The sequence below is a fragment of the Neisseria sp. N95_16 genome, from assembly GCF_002551535.2.
GTDB lineage: Bacteria > Pseudomonadota > Gammaproteobacteria > Burkholderiales > Neisseriaceae > Neisseria > Neisseria brasiliensis.
In genome coordinates this window covers 1-18,153 of the sequence record NZ_PDBT02000030.1, presented here as the reverse complement: position 1 = coordinate 18,153, position 18,153 = coordinate 1, and the positions used below count along the sequence as shown (strand labels likewise).

The 18,153-nt window shown below is 50.5% G+C and carries 15 protein-coding genes; 2 read left to right on the top strand and 13 right to left on the bottom strand.

Translation table 11 applies throughout. From position 1 onward, the window contains the following. Positions 1–9 precede the first annotated feature (9 nt). Both pntB and CRG49_RS06485 read left to right on the top strand, forming a co-directional pair. Entirely contained in the window at positions 10–1,395 is a 1,386-nt protein-coding gene (gene pntB, locus CRG49_RS06490) for a Re/Si-specific NAD(P)(+) transhydrogenase subunit beta (RefSeq protein WP_095502692.1), read from the top strand. Between the two features lie 143 nt (positions 1,396–1,538). Then, positions 1,539–2,330 carry a formate/nitrite transporter family protein gene (locus CRG49_RS06485; RefSeq protein WP_095502693.1) on the top strand — a complete coding sequence of 264 codons (792 nt, stop codon included), beginning with the start codon at positions 1,539–1,541 and terminating at the stop codon, positions 2,328–2,330. A gap of 92 nt (positions 2,331–2,422) precedes the next feature. On the opposite strand, the gene CRG49_RS06480 is transcribed toward CRG49_RS06485, so the two are convergent. From CRG49_RS06480 to CRG49_RS06420, 13 genes are all read right to left on the bottom strand, one after another. Continuing rightward, positions 2,423–3,094, bottom strand: a complete 672-nt coding sequence (locus tag CRG49_RS06480; RefSeq protein ID WP_154143208.1) for a formate dehydrogenase subunit gamma — start codon at positions 3,092–3,094, stop codon at positions 2,423–2,425. Next, positions 3,094–4,008 (bottom strand): formate dehydrogenase subunit beta, encoded by a 915-nt coding sequence (fdxH, locus tag CRG49_RS06475; protein WP_095502695.1) that lies wholly within the window; start codon positions 4,006–4,008, stop codon positions 3,094–3,096. Before fdxH ends, CRG49_RS06480 begins: the two co-directional genes overlap by 1 nt. Positions 4,009–4,019: 11 nt before the next feature. Then, complete coding sequence (fdnG, locus tag CRG49_RS06470) at positions 4,020–7,136, bottom strand: formate dehydrogenase-N subunit alpha (RefSeq protein ID WP_095502696.1); 3,117 nt, start codon at positions 7,134–7,136, stop codon at positions 4,020–4,022. Positions 7,137–7,425: 289 nt separating this feature from the next. Beyond that, positions 7,426–7,953 carry a co-chaperone YbbN gene (locus CRG49_RS06465; protein ID WP_095502697.1) on the bottom strand — a complete coding sequence of 176 codons (528 nt, stop codon included), beginning with the start codon at positions 7,951–7,953 and terminating at the stop codon, positions 7,426–7,428. Between the two features lie 295 nt (positions 7,954–8,248). Then, a complete protein-coding gene (locus tag CRG49_RS06460) occupies positions 8,249–9,391 on the bottom strand; it encodes a class I SAM-dependent RNA methyltransferase (RefSeq protein WP_095502705.1) in 1,143 nt (380 codons plus the stop codon). A gap of 314 nt (positions 9,392–9,705) precedes the next feature. Then, entirely contained in the window at positions 9,706–10,131 is a 426-nt protein-coding gene (locus tag CRG49_RS06455) for a hypothetical protein (protein ID WP_095502698.1), read from the bottom strand. Positions 10,132–10,133: 2 nt separating this feature from the next. Continuing rightward, on the bottom strand, positions 10,134–10,940 hold the full coding sequence (locus tag CRG49_RS06450) for an NUDIX domain-containing protein (RefSeq protein ID WP_095502699.1): 807 nt from the start codon (positions 10,938–10,940) through the stop codon (positions 10,134–10,136). A 118-nt stretch (positions 10,941–11,058) separates the two neighbouring features. Next, positions 11,059–11,436, bottom strand: coding sequence for a holo-ACP synthase (gene acpS, locus CRG49_RS06445; RefSeq protein ID WP_095502700.1), 378 nt, complete (start codon positions 11,434–11,436; stop codon positions 11,059–11,061). A gap of 58 nt (positions 11,437–11,494) precedes the next feature. Further along, a complete protein-coding gene (gene pdxJ / locus CRG49_RS06440; protein ID WP_095502701.1) occupies positions 11,495–12,226 on the bottom strand; it encodes a pyridoxine 5'-phosphate synthase in 732 nt (243 codons plus the stop codon). An 83-nt stretch (positions 12,227–12,309) separates the two neighbouring features. Then, positions 12,310–13,098, bottom strand: coding sequence for a DNA repair protein RecO (gene recO, locus CRG49_RS06435; RefSeq protein ID WP_095502706.1), 789 nt, complete (start codon positions 13,096–13,098; stop codon positions 12,310–12,312). A 125-nt stretch (positions 13,099–13,223) separates the two neighbouring features. Beyond that, positions 13,224–14,606 carry a TolC family protein gene (locus tag CRG49_RS06430; protein WP_095502702.1) on the bottom strand — a complete coding sequence of 461 codons (1,383 nt, stop codon included), beginning with the start codon at positions 14,604–14,606 and terminating at the stop codon, positions 13,224–13,226. 56 nt (positions 14,607–14,662) lie between these two features. Beyond that, positions 14,663–16,597, bottom strand: coding sequence for a MacB family efflux pump subunit (locus CRG49_RS06425; protein WP_095502703.1), 1,935 nt, complete (start codon positions 16,595–16,597; stop codon positions 14,663–14,665). A gap of 88 nt (positions 16,598–16,685) precedes the next feature. Then, entirely contained in the window at positions 16,686–17,861 is a 1,176-nt protein-coding gene (locus CRG49_RS06420; RefSeq protein ID WP_095502704.1) for an efflux RND transporter periplasmic adaptor subunit, read from the bottom strand. Positions 17,862–18,153: the final 292 nt, after the last annotated feature.

Sequence of the window (18,153 nt, the reverse complement as noted above, 5' to 3'; positions counted from 1 at the left end):
GGTTACGATATGTCTTTAGGTTTGGTTACTGCGGCCTACATCGTCGCCGCAATTTTATTTATTTTCGCGCTGGCCGGTTTGTCAAAACAGGAAACCGCCAAGCAAGGCTGTTATTCCGGCATGGTCGGCATGGCGATTGCCTTATTTGCCACCATTTTCAGTGAGCAGTCTTCCGGCCTTTTCTGGGTTGTGTTGGCAATGGCTGCCGGTGCCGCCATCGGTATCTACAAAGCCAAAAAAGTCGAGATGACCGAAATGCCCGAGCTGATTGCCCTATTGCACAGCTTCGTCGGCTTGGCCGCGGTGTTGGTTGGTTTCAACAGCTTTATTTACCCGGGTGATGTACCTTCGGATATGCACACCATTCACTTGGTGGAAGTATTCTTGGGTGTTTTCATCGGTGCGGTGACGTTTACCGGCTCGATTGTGGCCTTTGGCAAACTCAACGGCAAAATCAGCAGCAAACCGCTGCAACTGCCGGCCAAGCATAAGCTGAATTTGGCCGCTTTGGTGGTGTCGTTTATTTTGCTGTTGGTGTTTGTATCAGCCGACGGCAGCTGGTTCGCCCTGATTGTGATGACCTTGATTGCCTTGGCTTTCGGCTGGCATTTGGTCGCTTCCATCGGCGGAGCGGACATGCCGGTGGTGGTGTCGATGCTGAACTCATACTCCGGCTGGGCAGCGGCAGCAGCGGGCTTTATGCTGTCTAACGATTTGCTGATTGTGACCGGTGCGCTGGTCGGTTCCAGCGGTGCGATTCTGTCGTACATCATGTGTAAAGCGATGAACCGCTCGTTTATTTCCGTGATTGCCGGCGGTTTTGGTTCAGACGGCACGGCAGCCGCAACGGGCAGCGGCGAAGTGGGCGAATACCGCGAAATCGATGCTGCCGGTGTAGCCGCTTTGCTGAAAGACGCGTCCAGCGTCATCATCACGCCGGGCTACGGCATGGCGGTGGCACAAGCGCAATATCCGGTGGCTGAAATCACCGAGCTGCTGCGCCAAAACGGTACGCAAGTGCGCTTCGGTATCCACCCTGTCGCCGGCCGCTTGCCGGGTCACATGAACGTATTGCTGGCCGAAGCCAAAGTTCCTTACGACATCGTGTTGGAAATGGATGAAATCAATGATGATTTCGCCGAAACCGACGTGGTATTGGTGATTGGTGCCAACGACACCGTCAACCCTGCCGCGCAAACCGACCCGAATTCACCGATTGCCGGCATGCCGGTGTTGGAAGTGTGGAATGCTAAAGAAGTGGTTGTGTTCAAACGCTCGATGAATACCGGTTACGCCGGCGTGCAAAATCCGCTGTTCTTCAATGAAAACAGCGTGATGTGTTTCGGCGATGCGAAGAAAACCGTCGATGATATTTTGGCCGAACTGAAGAAATAAGCCGAAATCAACTTGAGGCCGTCTGAAACGTTTCAGACGGCCTCAATTACATGGAATAACAAAAATACACCCTTGAGTTATATCAAGCGCGATAGCATTCTGCCACCGTAAAATAATGCTTGTATTCGATACGGACAACAAACATGAGTGATTTATACCCGCATGAAATCCTGCGCGCGACCGCTGATAAAGGCGTCGCAAAAGGCAACGGCGACGCACTGCAACTGAGCGTCTTGGGCTTTTTGGGTGGCGCATTTATTTCCATCGGCTATCTAGCCTATATCCGCGTGGTCGGTGGTATGCCGGAAGAAATGGGCAGCTTGGCTACCCTACTCGGCGCAGCGGTTTTCCCCATCGGCCTGATTTGTATTTTATTGGGTGGCGCGGAACTGATTACCAGCAATATGATGGTGTTACCTGTGGCCGTGATGATGAAAAAGATTACCGCCGCCAAATGGCTGCGCAATTGGCTGATTGTATCGCTGGCCAATGTGCTCGGCGCATTTTTTGTGGCATGGTTTTTCGGCCATTTTTTGGGTTTGACCGAAGGCCGCTACTTGCATGAAACCATTGCCGTGGCGCAAACCAAAGTATCGGCGGATTTTGCGCATGCTTTCGTATCCGGCATTGGTTGTAACTGGATGGTGGCGATGGGCGCATGGTTGTGCTACGGTGCGCATACTTACGGCGGTAAGATTTTGGCGATTTGGTTTCCGATTATGATTTTCGTATTAATCGGTTTTCAACACGTTGTCGCCAATATGTTTGTGATTCCGGCAGCGATTTGGGGCGGCGCCGATATTTCTTGGGCGCAGTTTATGCACAATATGGTGTCGGTTTATTTGGGTAATGCAGTCGGCGGCTCAGTATTCGTCGGCATGCTTTATGTATTGGCTTACCGTAAACAGGCACAAGCAGCTGATTCTGCACATTAATCAAACAACAAAAGGCCGTCTGAAAAAATATTTTTCAGACGGCCTTTTACTATGCCATAACCCGATGATAATGCTCAGGCTAGGCTAAACCATTACAGTTTGTGTTGATTGTTGACATCGGTGATTGGCGTTTCAACCGTTTTTTCATCGGTTTTGGCCATCACTTCACGATACCATCTTGGGTGGTGTTTCTTCGCCCATTGTTGCGAAACCACACCTTCGGTCATGGCGCGAACCGTGCCCTTAACCCAAATCGCTGCGTAAACGTGCACGATAATACCGGCAATCAAAACAATCGCGGCACCGGCATGGAACAACAACGCCAAACGAATCACCGGGATCGGGAACATCTCGGCAAAATACGGACGCCATGCGATGACACCGGTAATCACCAATACCAGCATACAAGCCGTCATCAACCAGAACATGCCTTTCTGACCGCCGTTGTATTTGCCGACGTCACCCACTTCATGGCCTTTCAAAATGGTGGTCACCGACTTCATCCATTTCACATCTTCTTTATCGAAGAAGTTGAATTTCCAGTAACGGAAAAACTGAATGAAAAAGCCGATAAACATCACCACACCGATAAACGGGTGCAAAATCCGCGCCAATTGCGGCGTACCAAAAATGCCGGTCAACCAGAAAAATGCCGGATAGAAGAATGCCAAACCGGAAATGGCCAGCAAAATAAAACACAAGGCAACAACCCAGTGATTGATGCGTTCACTGCGTTTGTAACGCTGAATTAACTTTGGTTTCATTATGCATCCTCCTCACCGTGCAAGATTTTACCGTCTTTGCCGATGACTTCAGGTTTATCTTCGTCTTCGCGGTTAGGGCCTACGGTAATGTAGTGCATCCAACCGGCAACCGCTGCCGCAGCAATACCGAATGTTGCCAAAGGCTTGAGCAAACCTTTCCATACTTTCACGGTTGGGCTGATGCTTGGATTTTCAGGCAAGCCGTTGTAAAGGTTAGGTTTGTCGGCATGGTGCAAGACATACATCACGTGCGTACCGCCCACACCTTGCGGGTCATACAGACCGGCATTTTGGTAGCCGCGGTTGTTCAAGTCTTTAATACGCTCTTGAGCCACTTCTTTCATGTGCTCTTTGCTGCCGAACTGAATCGCGCCGGTCGGACAAGTTTTCACGCAAGCAGGCTCTTGACCGACAGCCACGCGGTCTGAACACAAGGTACATTTATACGCACGGTTGTCTTCTTTGTTGATGCGCGGAATGTTAAACGGACAGCCTGAAATACAGTAGCCGCAGCCGATACAGTTTTCCTGATGGAAATCGACGATACCGTTTTCATACTGAATAATCGCACCCGGTGAAGGACACGCTTTCAGACAGCCCGGATCGGCACAGTGCATACAGCCGTCTTTACGGATCAGCCATTCCAGTTTGCCGTTTTCTTCGGTTTCACTGAAGCGCATTACCGTCCAGCTTTTTGCGGTCAAATCAATCGGATTGTCGTATACACCGACGTTTTCACCGATTTCGTCACGGATGTCGTTCCATTCCGAACACGCCACCTGACAGGCTTTACAGCCAATACAGGTGCTGACGTCGATTAATTTTGCCACTTCAACCGGTTTACGCACCTGAGGCGGTGGCGTAATACCCGATGTTGCAGAGCGGCGTTTGATGTCTAATGATTGTAATGCCATTGTTCCGCTCCTTACGCTTTCTCAATATTAACCAAGAAGGTTTTGTATTCAGGCGTTTGCGTGTTACAGTCGCCCACGAAAGGCGTCAGCGTGTTCACGATATACTGCTTCTGACCTGATACGTTTTCCCAACCGCCGTGCAACGGAATACCGACTTGGTGAACGGTTTTACCATTGATGGTCAATGGTTTCACACGTTTCGTTACCACGGCTTTGGCCTTGATATACGCACGTTTGGAGCTAACTTTGACCCAATCGCCTTTCTTAATGCCTTTTTCGGCAGCTAATTCTTCACTGATTTCGATGAATTGCTCAGGCTGGGCAATCATCAGCAGCTTCACAGACTTGGTCCAGAATTGGAAGTGTTCAGTCAGGCGGTAAGTGGTGCCGACATATGGGAACTCTTCAGCCGTACCGATACGGTCTTTCACGCTGTCAAACAAACGCATGGCAGGTGATTGAACCACTTTCGGATGCAGCGGGTTGGTGCCAATCGGTGATTCCAAAGGCTCGTAGTGCTCTGGGAACGGGCCGTCAACCAGCTTGCGCTGTGCAAACAGACGACCCACGCCTTCTTCATTCATGATGAACGGATTCATGCCGCTGCCTGGTGCCTCATCGGCTTTAAAGTCAGCCACATCGGCACCAGTCCATTTTTTACCGTCCCATTCAATCAGCACGCGGTTCGGATCCCAAGGTTTACCGTTCGGATCCAAGGATGCGCGGTTGTACAGAATACGGCGGTTGGCAGGCCATGCCCATGCCCAGCGTGGAGTGTTGCCCAAACCGGTATCGGTGTTGTCACGACGGTCCATTTGGTTACCGGCTTGTGTCCATGAACCTGAGAAAATCCAAGTAGCACACTCGGTGGTACCGTCATCACGCAATTGCGAGAAGCCGTCGAGCAATTCGCCTTTTTTACGGATCACATTGCCATTGGCATCTTTGATGTCTGCCAAGGCATAACCATTGGATTCTTTGGCCATTTCTTCCGGTGTAGGCGCCACTGGGTTTTTATAGTGCCATGCCAGCTTGGTAATCGGCTCAGGCGCAGTACCGCCTTCTTTTTCGTACATTTCTTTCAGCAAAATGTACAATTCGCCCAAAATGTCCAAGTCAGGCAAGGCTTCGCCCGGAGGGTTTTGACCCGGGTGGTGCCACTGCAACCAGCGTGAAGAGTTCACAATCGAACCGGCTTCTTCTGCGAAACATGGCGTCGGCAAGCGGAAGACTTCCGTTTGGATTTTAGACGGATCAACATCATGCGCTTCACCGTGGTTTTCCCAGAAAGAGGCGGTTTCGGTTTTCAGTGGATCCATCACGACCATGTATTTCAGCTTAGAGAATGCTTCGGTCACACGGCTAGCATCAGGGAATGAGCCTTGCGCGTTAAAGCCTTGCACCAATAAGCCGTTTACTTTGCCTTGATACATCAATTCAGTGGCTTGCAAAATGTCATACATTTTGTCCCACTTCGGCAGCCAGTCGTAGCCCCAGTTGTTTTCTTTGGTAGCGTTTTCACCGTACATCCATTTCAGGAAGCTGACGAAGAATGCAGGCGTATTGCTCCAATAGTTCAACTGATTGGCTTGCAATGCTTTAGGGGTTTGCTTGGCAATATAGTCTTGGAAAGTCGGGTGGTTGTCTTCGTTTGGCAGGGTCAGGTAGCCCGGCAATGAAGTTGACAACAAGCCCAAGTCAGACAGACCTTGAATGTTAGAGTGGCCACGCAATGCGTTCACACCGCCACCTGCCATACCGATGTTACCCAACAGCAATTGAACCATCGCCATGGTACGGATGATTTGCGAGCCGTAAGTATGCTGTGTCCAGCCCAATGCATACAGAATGGTACCGGCTTTATTCGGCGCAGAGGTTTCACCCCATGCTTCGGCGATTTTCAAGAAATCTTCCTTGCTGGTACCGCAAGTGGTTTCCATCACATCCAGCGTGTAGCGTGAGTAATGTTTTTTCAACATTTGGAACACGCAACGCGGATCTTGCAAGGTAGGGTCGGTTTTGGCGTGACCATTGGCATCCAATTCGTAGAACCACGTTTCATTGTCGTAGTAGTTCTTACGGTTGCCGGTACGGCTGGTCACTTCAGGCTGTTGCTCACCTTGTTTGGCTTCAGGCGCCTTGAACTCGGCAGCACCCGAGAATAAGCCCTCATCAAAGTCAAAACCTTCGGAAACGATAAAGCTCGCATTGGTATAAGCTTTTACGTATTCCCATTGGATTTTATCGTTTTCAATCAGCCAGTTAATCAATGCACCCAAAAACGCGATATCACTACCCGAGCGGATAGGCGCGTAGAAATCAGATACCGCAGCGGTACGGTTGAAGCGCGGGTCAACCACATATAACTTGGTGCCCTTTTTCTTTTTCGCTTCAATCACCCATTTGAAGCCCACTGGGTGTGCCTCTGCCGCATTACCGCCCATCACCATGATGAAGTCGGCATGCTGGATGTCCATAAAGGTGTTGGTCATCGCACCGCGGCCGAAAGTCGAAGCCAAAGCAGATACGGTCGGGCCGTGACACACGCGCGCCTGCGCATCGGTGGCTACAATACCCAACGCACGCATCCATTTTTGGGTCAGGATACCGGTTTCGTTCGAAGCAGCAGAAGCCGTCAGCATGGCCACGGTAGGCAAGCGGTGTACCGGCACGCCGTTTTCATTGTTGACGATTAAGTTTTCGTCACGGTCTTTTTTCAGATGCTTGGCAATGCGGGTTAAGGCATCGTGCCAAGAGATGCGTTTCCATTCATTAGTAAACGGCTCGCGCACTTCCGGAAAATGCAAACGGTTCGGGCTGTGTACAAAATCCAACAAGCCTGCGCCTTTCGGACACAATGAACCACGGCTCACCGGATGATCCGGGTCGCCTTCGATGTGGAAAATCACTTTTTTGGCATTTTTGGCACCGTCGCCCATGCTGTACAAAATCGTACCGCAACCTACGGAACAATAAGTACAGTTGTTACGCGTTTCAGTAGCGCGCAAAAGTTTATACTGGCGCACCTCCGCCCAAGCGTTGGTCGGCATCATGCCCATTACGGCCAAACCCGACGCGCCGGCACCGGCGGCCGTTACTTTAAAAAACTGCCGTCTTGATACATTCATGGTTGTGTTCCTGCTTGATTAGGAAGCCGCATTTTCAGACGGCCTCACTATGTTTTTGTTTTTGTAATAATACTTTAAAGCTAATACTTTAGTATTATATTTCGACAAATTAAAACTACTGTAGTCAATTGTAAGTCATTCGACATTGATAGTCTAACTTTATTTTAAATCCGTTTTAATTGATTTTTATTATTAATATCTGAGTGATTTTATCAGGATTAAATAAAAGGCCGTCTGAAACATATTCATTTCAGACGGCCTTTTATTTATGCTTTGATTAAACGGCTATTCAACGACGCAAACGGTTTGCATCCAACCATTTTTCCAAATCTTCGGCGCTCAATTTGCCGCCGTTGTCTTCCAAGTCTAATTTATTCAACTGACGACCTGCACCATAAGCTGCCAATACCGGCGTACCGCTCAAACCATATTGCTGCTTGAATGCTGCCCACGTGGCTTTATCCTGATGCAGGCGGTGTACGTTAACAAAATAGATTTTATCGTTGAGCTGATATTGGGCGATGTAGCGTTTGAACATCGGCTCGAATGCGCTGCAATCGCCACAGCTCGGGCGGCCGATATAGGCATAAAATTTATCGCCTTTCGCCACTTTGGCTTTGAAGTTTTCTACGGTCAGACTGTTGAGTTCAAAATACATATCGGAATACGTATCTTCCAAACGCTTGGTATTAGCCGCAGAAAGCTTCACCGCCGTTTGCGCTTCCGACAATTCGCTTTTTAACTTATCCAGTTCTTGATGATGGCTGCACGCGCCTAGCAATAAGATGGCAGCAAGTGACAACATAGCGATTTTCATGGCAAGCTCCTCATTGGATAATGAATATCTTATTGAATCAGTATAAACCCGTTTAACAACAAAAATTTAAATATTTGATGATGATTTGATAAAACGCAATTGAAAAGGCTGAGACCTTTGCAAAACCTCAGCTTTGAGTACAGTTCGAAGTTAGAGCAGCGCAGAAAGCGCAGGCATATCACTTAGATAGGCAAGCTTTCGAGCAGCGCATAACGAAGAAATGTGCCAAAGATGGGGAATTTGCAAAGGTCTCAGGGCCGTCTGAAACTTATGTTTTCAGACGGCCTCACCTATTCTATCGGTTAGAACCCTTTACCATATCCATCAAGAACAGGCGGCAATCCAAATTACCGTTGTACAACGGGATTTTGCGCTTCGGCGACAAACGCATGAATTTCGGCATATCACGATCGCCGGTAAACATACCGATCAACCAGCCTGCATAATGCTGCTTCAGCCATGAACCCAACTGCGGATACAGCGCCTGCAAAGCCTGCATTTCTGCCAAGCGCACGCCATAAGGTGGATTGGAAATCATGATGCCATTGTCGCCATTCGGGCGGGCATTTTGCGCGTCTTTCACTTCAAAACGGATAAACTCAGCCACTTCGGCCGCCTCAGCATTGTGTTCGGCAGCGCGAATCATGTGGCGGTCGTTGTCGCTACCGGCAATCGGCGCGGTAACCGGCACGATTTGTTCACGCGCTTCTTGGCGGATTTTCACCCACGCGGCTTTGTCGAAATTTTGCAGCTTTTCAAAACCGAAACGGCGCATCAAACCCGGCGCACGGCGGCCGGCAATCCATGCCGCTTCAATGGCTAAGGTGCCGCTGCCGCAGAATGGGTCTTGAAACGGTTGTGAGCCGTCGTATCCGGCCAGCAACAGCAAACCGGCAGCCAAGTTTTCACGCAACGGCGCTTCGCCGGTGTCTTCACGGTAGCCGCGTTTGAACAGGGCTTCGCCGGAAGTGTCGATAAAAATCTCGATATTGCGCTCATCCATAAACGCATGCACGCGCACATCGGGGCGAATTTTGCCCACGCTCGGGCGTGCATCATAAATATCGCGGAACGAATCACACAGCGCATCTTTGATTTTCAGACCGACAAAATCCAAGCTTTTGACATTGGCGCGCTTACCTTCCACCTTTACTTTAAAGGTTTGCTCCAGCGTGAACCAGTTGAACCAATTGATGTTTTTGGCTAATTTATAAATATCCTGCTCACTGCGGTAGCTGCCTTTGGTCAGGCGCAGCAGCACGCGGCTGGCGGTACGCGAATGCAGATTGATGCGGTAAACCTGCTCCATGCTGGCTTTGCAGGCCACGCCGCCATCGGTGGCTTGAATGTCTTGAATATTCAGGGAGGCGAGTTCGTCGGTCAACGGCGTTTCCAAACCGCGCGGACAAGTGATGAATAAGGCGTATTGCGTCATGATGATTCCTTTCTGGGTCGGCCACACAGGCTTTCTGCGTGTCAATAAAGAGATGAATTATAGCGTAGATTATAAAAGTAAAGTATTTATTTTTCAGGATTTTTTAAACAAAAGGCCGTCTGAAACCATTTATTTCAGACGGCATTGATGGAATCGGTTTTCAGACGGCTCGAGACCTTTGCAAAACTCCCCATCTTTGGCACATTTCTTCGTTATGCGCTGCTCGAAAGCTTGCCTATCTAAGTGATATGTCTGCGCTTTCTGCGCTGCTCTAACTTCGAACTGCACTCAAATCTGAGGTTTTGCAAAGGTCTCGACTACTCGGCTGTAAAGGCCGTCTGAAACACTTCGCCATCGATGTTGATATCGGCCAAATAATCATGGCGGTTTTCAACACACATCGGCAAACGGATTTTCTTCGCCGCCCATGTGCCGTCGTCTTGGCGGCGGATATTGAAGCGGTTGAAGCCCATATCCATGTCTTTCATGCTAAAGCTGACGGTAACTTCCTGAACCGCTTCCGGTACATTGTTCAATGCAATATCAAAGGGTTTCTTGGCTTCAACTTTATCGCTGAATTTGACATATACCCCATTGGGTAAGGTACAACCCTGCGTGACTTGGCATTCGGCCTGCTGGGCTTGCGGCTGTTGCTGCTGCCACCAATCCAAGGCGATGAGTTTGACGGCGGCAAGCGCCAGCAGCAATACGCCAACGATGATTAACTTTTTGTTTTGACTCATATTCAGACGGCCTCAACCTCATCATCAACCACCACCGCATGCGCGCCCGCTTGTCGCCATTGCGCTTGATACTGCACCGCCCAATCAGGCAAAGCGGCAATCACCACGGGCATAGACACGCCCTGTTGCAAGGTGCGCAAAGCGGCTTCGGCAGCAGCTTGGTTTTGCACGCGCCACACCACTACATCGGCATCCTGCACATTGCGCCATTGTTCAGCAGTTTCTACCACGACCCACACGCTTTGCGCAGACGGCATTTTGCCAAGCTTACGCAATTCAGGTTCTTCAATCAAAATATGTTCATGCTGCGGCTCGGCCAGATGATACGGCACCACACGGTATTTGCCCATGCGGTTAAACCCGCGTAAACCGCTTTTCAGACGGCCTGACAATTCGCGCGGCACGGAAAGCGATTGCAGCAACGCGCCATTGGCGGGCAACATCGGCGACACGGTAAAATCGCCCGCTTTCTGCCATGACCACGTCTGCCCTTCTTTGGCCTGCAATTCGCCCGACCATTCGTCGGCTTCCACCCGTAAAAAACGCAAATGCACATGGGCATGTTCGTAGGCGTGGATTTTGGTCAGCCACGGCGTGGCGTGATGAATGCGGATGCCGAGTTCTTCCTCCAGTTCGCGCTGCAAAGCTTGAAACTCGGTTTCGCCCGCTTCCACTTTACCGCCGGCAAACTCCCAATAGCCGGCATAAGGCTTGCCTTCTGGGCGTGAGCTGAGCAAATAATCGCCGTCGGCATTGAGTAAAATACCGGCAACAACGCGGATTAAGGGGCGTGGATCTGATGTGGTCATGATGTTTGGGGTAATCGATATAAATTTTCAGACGGCCTTGTTACGCAATACGTTAAGGCCGTCTGAACGTCATTGAACATGCACCGACAAATCCTATTTGCCCGCGCATGAAGTGGTGTTATTTTTCGGCAATCACAAAAGCCAAGACGGTATCTTCTTCATCGGCCATGCTCAAGCTGACGTGGCCGATGCCCTGCTCTTTGAGCCATTTTTCCAGCACCGGCGCGTAGAAAAATTCGGGCTTGCCCATTTCGTCGTGGCCGATGCCGATGTTGCGGAACGACACCGCACCGCGAATACCGGTGCCGACGGCTTTGGCAAACGCTTCTTTGGCGGCGAAACGCTTGGCCAGATAATTCACCGGTTTGCCGGCTTGGGGGAACTCCATCAATTCTTCAGGACTGAGAATGCGTTCGGCAAAGGCTTGGCCGAATTTTTTATTCAGTCGGATGATACGTTTCAGGGAAACGATGTCGGTGCCGATACCATAAATCATGGGGTTCTCCTTATTATCTTTGCAAGTAACAGGCCGTCTGAAATCTCTGACGGCTACATTATTTTGCCAACAAACGCGCTTTAAACATCACGTCTTTCATTTGACGAATCGCTTCGGGCAAACCTAAAAACACGGCTTGGGCGATGAGCGCGTGGCCGATGTTTAATTCTTGAATCGCGGCAATGCGAGCAATCGGTGTGACATTATGAATAGTCAAGCCATGCCCGGCATTGACGACCAAACCCGACTCATCGGCAAAATGCGCGCCTTCTTCAATCCGCGCCAACTGCTGCACCTGTTCAGACGGCGTATGCGCATCAGCATAGGCACCGGTATGCAGTTCAATCACGGGGGCACCGATGTCTTTGGCCGCCTGAATCTGCGCCTGATCGGCATCGATAAACAGCGATACGCGGATACCGGCGTCAGTGAGCGTGCGCGTGAATCGGGCGATTTTCTCCTGCTGCGCCAACACGTCCAAACCGCCTTCAGTAGTCACCTCTTGACGCTTTTCGGGCACAATGCACACATCTTCCGGCATAACGTTTAGCGCATTTTCCAGCATTTCTTCGGTCAGCGCCATTTCCAGATTCAGGCGCGTGCGGATGGCATTTTTCACGGCGAACACATCGGCATCTTTGATGTGGCGGCGGTCTTCACGCAAATGCAGCGTAATCAAATCCGCGCCGTGGGTTTCGGCGATGAGCGCCGCTTCTACCGGGCTCGGGTAAATGGTGCCGCGTGCGTTGCGGACGGTGGCGACGTGATCGATGTTAACGCCTAATAACATGGGTTTCCTTTCGCTGATTCGGTTTCAGACGGCCTCTTCATCATCAAGGCCGTCTGAAAAAATAGAGTGGGTTGATTGCTGATTCAGACGGCCTGCGGAGGCTCGGCGGCTTCATGCCTTCTGAACGACAGCGGATCCAAATCAAACTGCTGCAACTGCTGCAATACCTGCCGCGATTTAATGCCTTCGGGAATGTGAAAATCAATCAGCAAGCGATTGATTTTTAAAGCCTGTTGCAAACTGATGCCGTCTGAAAACCCGCCTTGGCGCAATTGGATTAAGCTGCTGCCGTTAACCGCAATGCCAATTTGCTGCTGATTGCCCAAGCCGTTGGCTTCGGCCAGCGGTAATAAGGCTTCTTCGGGGCGCAGCCAATATTGTGCCTCAGGGTCAATTTCATTTCCGTGAACATCATGCTGCAAATCCAGCGCATAGCCCGAATGGTGCAGCAATTGCCATTCAAAGCGGCGTAAAGCGGCGATGTGGTTCGGCTCGCGGCACAGGGTTTGCATGGTCTCGGCAAAGATGTCGTACAACTCGGGCATCGGGTCTTCGCGTGCAGTGAGTTTCAGCATCAGCTCATTAACATACAAGCCGCTGAACAAAGCCCGTCCTTGCGGTTGCGGCCAACCACCCAACCATTCGGCACGGTGCAGCGTTTTGAGTTCTTGGCTGCCATACCACGACGCGCTCATCGGCACAAACGGCACCAACACACCGCGCAATTCGCTCATGCGCTTGCGGGCGCTGCGTGCCAACAAAGCCACGCGACCGTAGCGGCGACTGTACACTTCCAGCCACAGACTGCTTTCGCGCCAAGGCGCGGAGGCGAGCATGAAAACGGGTTCGTGGTTGATGCGGTGGTTGGACATGGTTTTGCGGCTGAACAGAATGAAGGAATTATAACGGTTTTCAAATAAAAGGGTGATGAAAATAAAACGAGGCCGCCTGAAAAATCGTGAAGTATTTTTCAGACGGCCTTGATACATCAAGCACCTTATTTCGGCGTGTAGCGCCCTGCCATGGCTTTATACACCATGTTTTCGTATTTCAACACGTCATAGCGTTGGTTTAAGACGTTTTGCGCCGAGCTGTATTCGCTGTTTAAGGCTTCGAGCCAGTCTTTCAACTCGTTTTTGCCGTGTTGGTAGCGCACTTGGTAATAGCGGCTGTTTTTCTGATCCAAGGCATAACGCTGGCGGGTGTTGTTCAAAGTGGCTTGCGCGTTTTGGTAGGCCAGATAATTAGTGTTGACTTCATTCAGCGCGGTGGTTAACGCCTGCTCGAAATTCAATGCCGCACTGTCAAAACGCGCTTGGGCATCTTTGTCTTCCCATTGCAGCGTTTTCCAATCCAAAAACGGCAGATTGATTTGCGCCGAACCACCCAAAAACGGCACATCAAACATCGTGCGCGCTTTGCTGGAAGACGTACTCAAGCTCGCGCCCAAGGTAATGCTCGGATACCAACTGCGCTGCTGCGCCGCTAAGGTTTGCACCGATGATTGCAAACGGTATTCTGCCGCGCGCAAATCGGGGCGGTTGGCCAACACCGAAATCGGCACATTCAAATCCACCCCTTTCACCGCCAGCAAGCGGTATGCTGACGGCTCCGCGGCGATGGCTTCGCCCGGCTTCAGATTCAGCAGATTGCGCAAGGTTTGCTCGAGCGCATCGCGGCTGTTTTGCAGTGACAATAAATTATTTTGCGCGCTCAGCAAAGATTGTTTCGCCTGCGTGCTTTGGCTGGAATCGGCCTTGCCGTGGCGGTATTTGGCATCGGCGATGCGGGCGATTTCCTGATACTGCTTTAGCGATTGTTGGGTTAAGGCGATGGCTTCGTTGATGTAGGCGATGTTGAAATAGGCATCGGCAACATTGTTTACCAAGGTTAGGCGCGTGTTGGCCAAGTCTTCCTGCGTAGCGCGGTATTCCCAAACCTGTGCATCGGCAGTCGCACTCAAACGCTGCCATAAATCGAGTTCGTAACTCAAGCCCAATTGGCTGCTGAAGCTGTTGTTGCTGCTGCCGGATTTGAGATTTTTAGAAGCTGACGCGCCGACCGAGCCGTTAAACGACGGCACCAAGTTCGCGCCCAAAATATTGGCCTGATACAAGGCGCGGTTCACCGAAATCGCGGCTTGTTTCAAATCGATGTTGTTGTCTAAAGCCTGCTGAATCACGGCATTGAGTTGGACGTTTTGATAGATTTCCCACCAGTCGCCGTTAATCTGATAGCGCTCGGCCGCTTCGGCTTCGCTCATGATGTGTGTATTGCCGTTCAAGCTCGGCGTGTTCACTTTGGGGTTGACCGCACACGCGCTTAAGGCCAACGATACGGCCAACACAGAGGCCGTCTGAAAAAAAGTTTTGCTGTTCATGGATTCATCATTCTGATGTTTCAGACGGCCTGAATGATAGAGGCCGTCTGAAAAAGTTAATCTTGTGCCAAGGCATCAATCGGATTGAGTTGCGACGCGCGGTTGGCCGGCATAAAGCCGAAAGCCACGCCGATCACGGTCGAACACAACACCGCGCCGACAATCGACAAGGTAGAAAAGCTCATCGGGAAATCGGTGACAAAATGGTTGAACACCAAACCGATTGCGCCCGAAATCGCCACGCCAACCAAGCCACCAATTAAGCAAATCAACACGGCTTCAATCAAAAACTGCTGCAAAATATTGCTGCGTCGCGCACCAATGGCCATGCGCACGCCGATTTCTTTAGTGCGCTCGGTTACCGATACCAGCATGATGTTCATCACACCGATACCGCCGACTACCAACGAAATCAAGGCAATGCTGGAAATCAGCAGCTTCATCGTGCCGGTGGTGCTTTCCACGGTTTGCTTGATGCTGTCGCTGTTGCGCATGAAAAAGTCTTCTGTACCGTGGCGCACGGTCAACAATTCGGTCAAGCCTTTTTCAGCAGCTTGTGTATCCGCATCGTCTTTGATTTTCACCACAATTGAATTGGTGTGGCTCTCACCGGTGATTTGATGCATCACGGTGGTGTAAGGCGACCACAGCATCAGGCTGTCGGAGCTGCCAAAATTGTTGGTTTGGTCGTCCATCACGCCAATCACCGTCAGCGGCCGCTTTTTGAACAGCAACACTTTACCCAAAGGATTTTCATCGCCAAAAAGCTTGGATTGAGTATTTTTATCAATTACCACCACTTGCGCGTCTTCTTTGACATCACTTTCGTCAAACAAGCGCCCTTCGGCCAAGGTCAGACCGAGTACATCAAAATATTGTTCGCCCACGCCGTAAAGCTGGCCGGTTAAGTCGGTGTTGCGGTAAGTCATGGTGCCGCCTGAAGAGGTTTGCGGCGTGGCGGAATCGACGTAACTTTGTTTGCCGATGGCCAAGGCATCATTAATGGTCAGTGTTTTAATGCGGCTGGATCGGCGGTCGCCGAAGCCTTTGCCGGGGAAAATAGTGATGGTGTTGGTACCCATGGCATTGATGTCGGCCATGATTTTCTGCTGCGAACCGTTACCCAGCGCGACCACCGACACCACCGAAGCGATGCCGATGATGATGCCGAGCATGGTCAGCAGCGAACGCATTTTGTGCGCAAAAATCGCGTGCACCGACATTTTGAATGCTTCCATAAACTGATCATAATAAAACGACCACGAAGCCTTCTCTTTCACCGCCTGCACTTGGCTAGGCGGAATGTCGGCAGTTTTGCTGGTATCGGCAATAATCTCGCCGTCACGAATTTCAATCACGCGGTTGGCATTGGCGGCGATGCCCGGGTCGTGTGTCACCATAATGATGGTGTGGCCGTCTGAATGCAGCTTATGCAGAATTTCCATCACATTTTTGCCACTGGCGGTATCCAATGCGCCGGTCGGTTCGTCAGCAAAAATAATCTCGCCGCCATTCATCAGAGCGCGCGCAATCGACACGCGCTGCTGCTGGCCGCCGGACAATTCGCTGGGCTTGTTGCCTTCTTTGCTTTCCAAGCCCAAGTCGTGCAGCAGCTTTTCCGCACGTGCAGAACGCTCTTTCTGATCAACGCCGACATACACCGCCGGCAAGGCGACATTGTCACGCGCGGTGAGCGAGCTGAGCAGGTTGTAGCGTTGGAAAATAAAACCGAAACGGCTGCGGCGCAAGGCAGCCAATTGGTCGGGATTCATTTGCGACGTTTCGATGCCGTCGATTTTATAAGAACCGGTGGTCGCACTGTCGAGACAGCCGAGAATATTCATCAGGGTCGATTTGCCCGAACCGGATTGGCCGATAATCGCCACAAAATCGCCTTTTTCCACTTTCAGGCTCACGTTTTTCAAGACGTGGACGCGGTTTTCGCCGCTGCCGAAATAGCGGTTGATGTCAGTGCATTCAATTAAACTCATGTGTGCTTACCAAAGTGTGGTTGGAATGAGGCCGTCTGAAAACAAAATCAATCAAATCATTCAGACGGCCTGAGTGAGACCATCCGACTTACATCGGCGGGCCCATACGGCGGTTGCCGCTTTGCGGTTTGTCGGATGAACCGGTCTCGGAAACAATCACTTTGTCGCCTTCGTTCAAACCGCTTTTCACTTCGGTATTCATGCTGTCTTTCAAGCCGGTGGTGATGTCTTTGCGCACGGCTTGGCCGTCCTGCTCCAACACGCGCACAAAGGATTTGCCTTCGCGGTCTTTTTTAATGGTGATGGTCGGCACGGTCAACACATCTTCTGCCGCATTGATTTCAATGGTGTTTTGTGTGGTCATACCGATGGCAAGTTTGCCTTCTTCATTCGGCACCAAGGCGCGGGCGTAGTAGTAAATCGCGCTTTCGGTGGTGTCGGTGCTGTTACTGTAGCTGCCTTGCGACATGGTCGTCAAGCCGGGGTCGATGCTGTCCAGTTGCGCGGTAAACGGTGCATCCGATTCGGACAAAATGGTAAACGAAATCGGCTGGCCGGCTTTTACCTTGGTGATGTCGCCCTCGGCAATCTGCATTTTATTGAGCATCACTTCCAAATTGGCCAACTGGATAATTGTCGGCGTGGTTTGGTTGGCGTTGACGGTTTGACCTTCTTCCACCGGAATCGCCACGACGGTACCATTCATCGGTGCGATAATGCGGGTGTAGCCCAAGTCGGCTTCGGCGGTGTTGATGGAAATCTGCGTTTGACGGATGGACGATTTCAGTTGCGTTACTTGCGCTTTGGCAGCCGCTAAAGCATCTTCGGCATCTTCCAATTCTTGTTTGGAAGTCGCATCTTCTTTCCACAATGCAGCTTCGCGTTTGTATTTTTTATCGGCGCTACGCAATGCGATTTCAGCAGATGCCAATTGCGCTTTATAGGTATCGAGCTTGGCTTTTTCGGTGTTTAAGGTATTGGTTTGCGTGGTGGAATCAATATCCGCGATTCGGTCGCCTTTTTGGATTTCCTGACCCAGTTTGACATACAGCTTTTTAATCTGGCCGGAAGCCTGCGCGCCGACTTCCACCAAGTTTGACGGTGAAATTTCACCGGTCGCGGAAACAGTTTGGCGAATGCTGGTGCGCTTCACCGGCTCGGTAATGTAATTCACCTTATCGGCCGGTTTGAAATAGCTCCATGCCGCATAAGCCAGCGCGGCTACGATTGCCGCACCCAACACCCATTTGATTGTTTTTGCCATGATTTTTTAGCTGCCTGATTTGTGTGTTCGCGTGCGGCTGAAGATTTTTGTCGCACAATGCCAACAGTTATTTGGAATAAATTTTAAAAACGGGAAAATTTTACTGGATTTCATTTCCCCAGCCAAGCCCAGAGAAATGCTTTTATAAAAATAACTCATTGTTTTTAATTATTTTTAATTATTTTTAATTATGGGGCTTAGGAAGCAAAATCATCAAAAAACCTGATAAGCTCCTAATATGAAACTAAAAAATAAGTATCAAAAGTTCAGCAAAATTTCAGAGCAAAAGTTT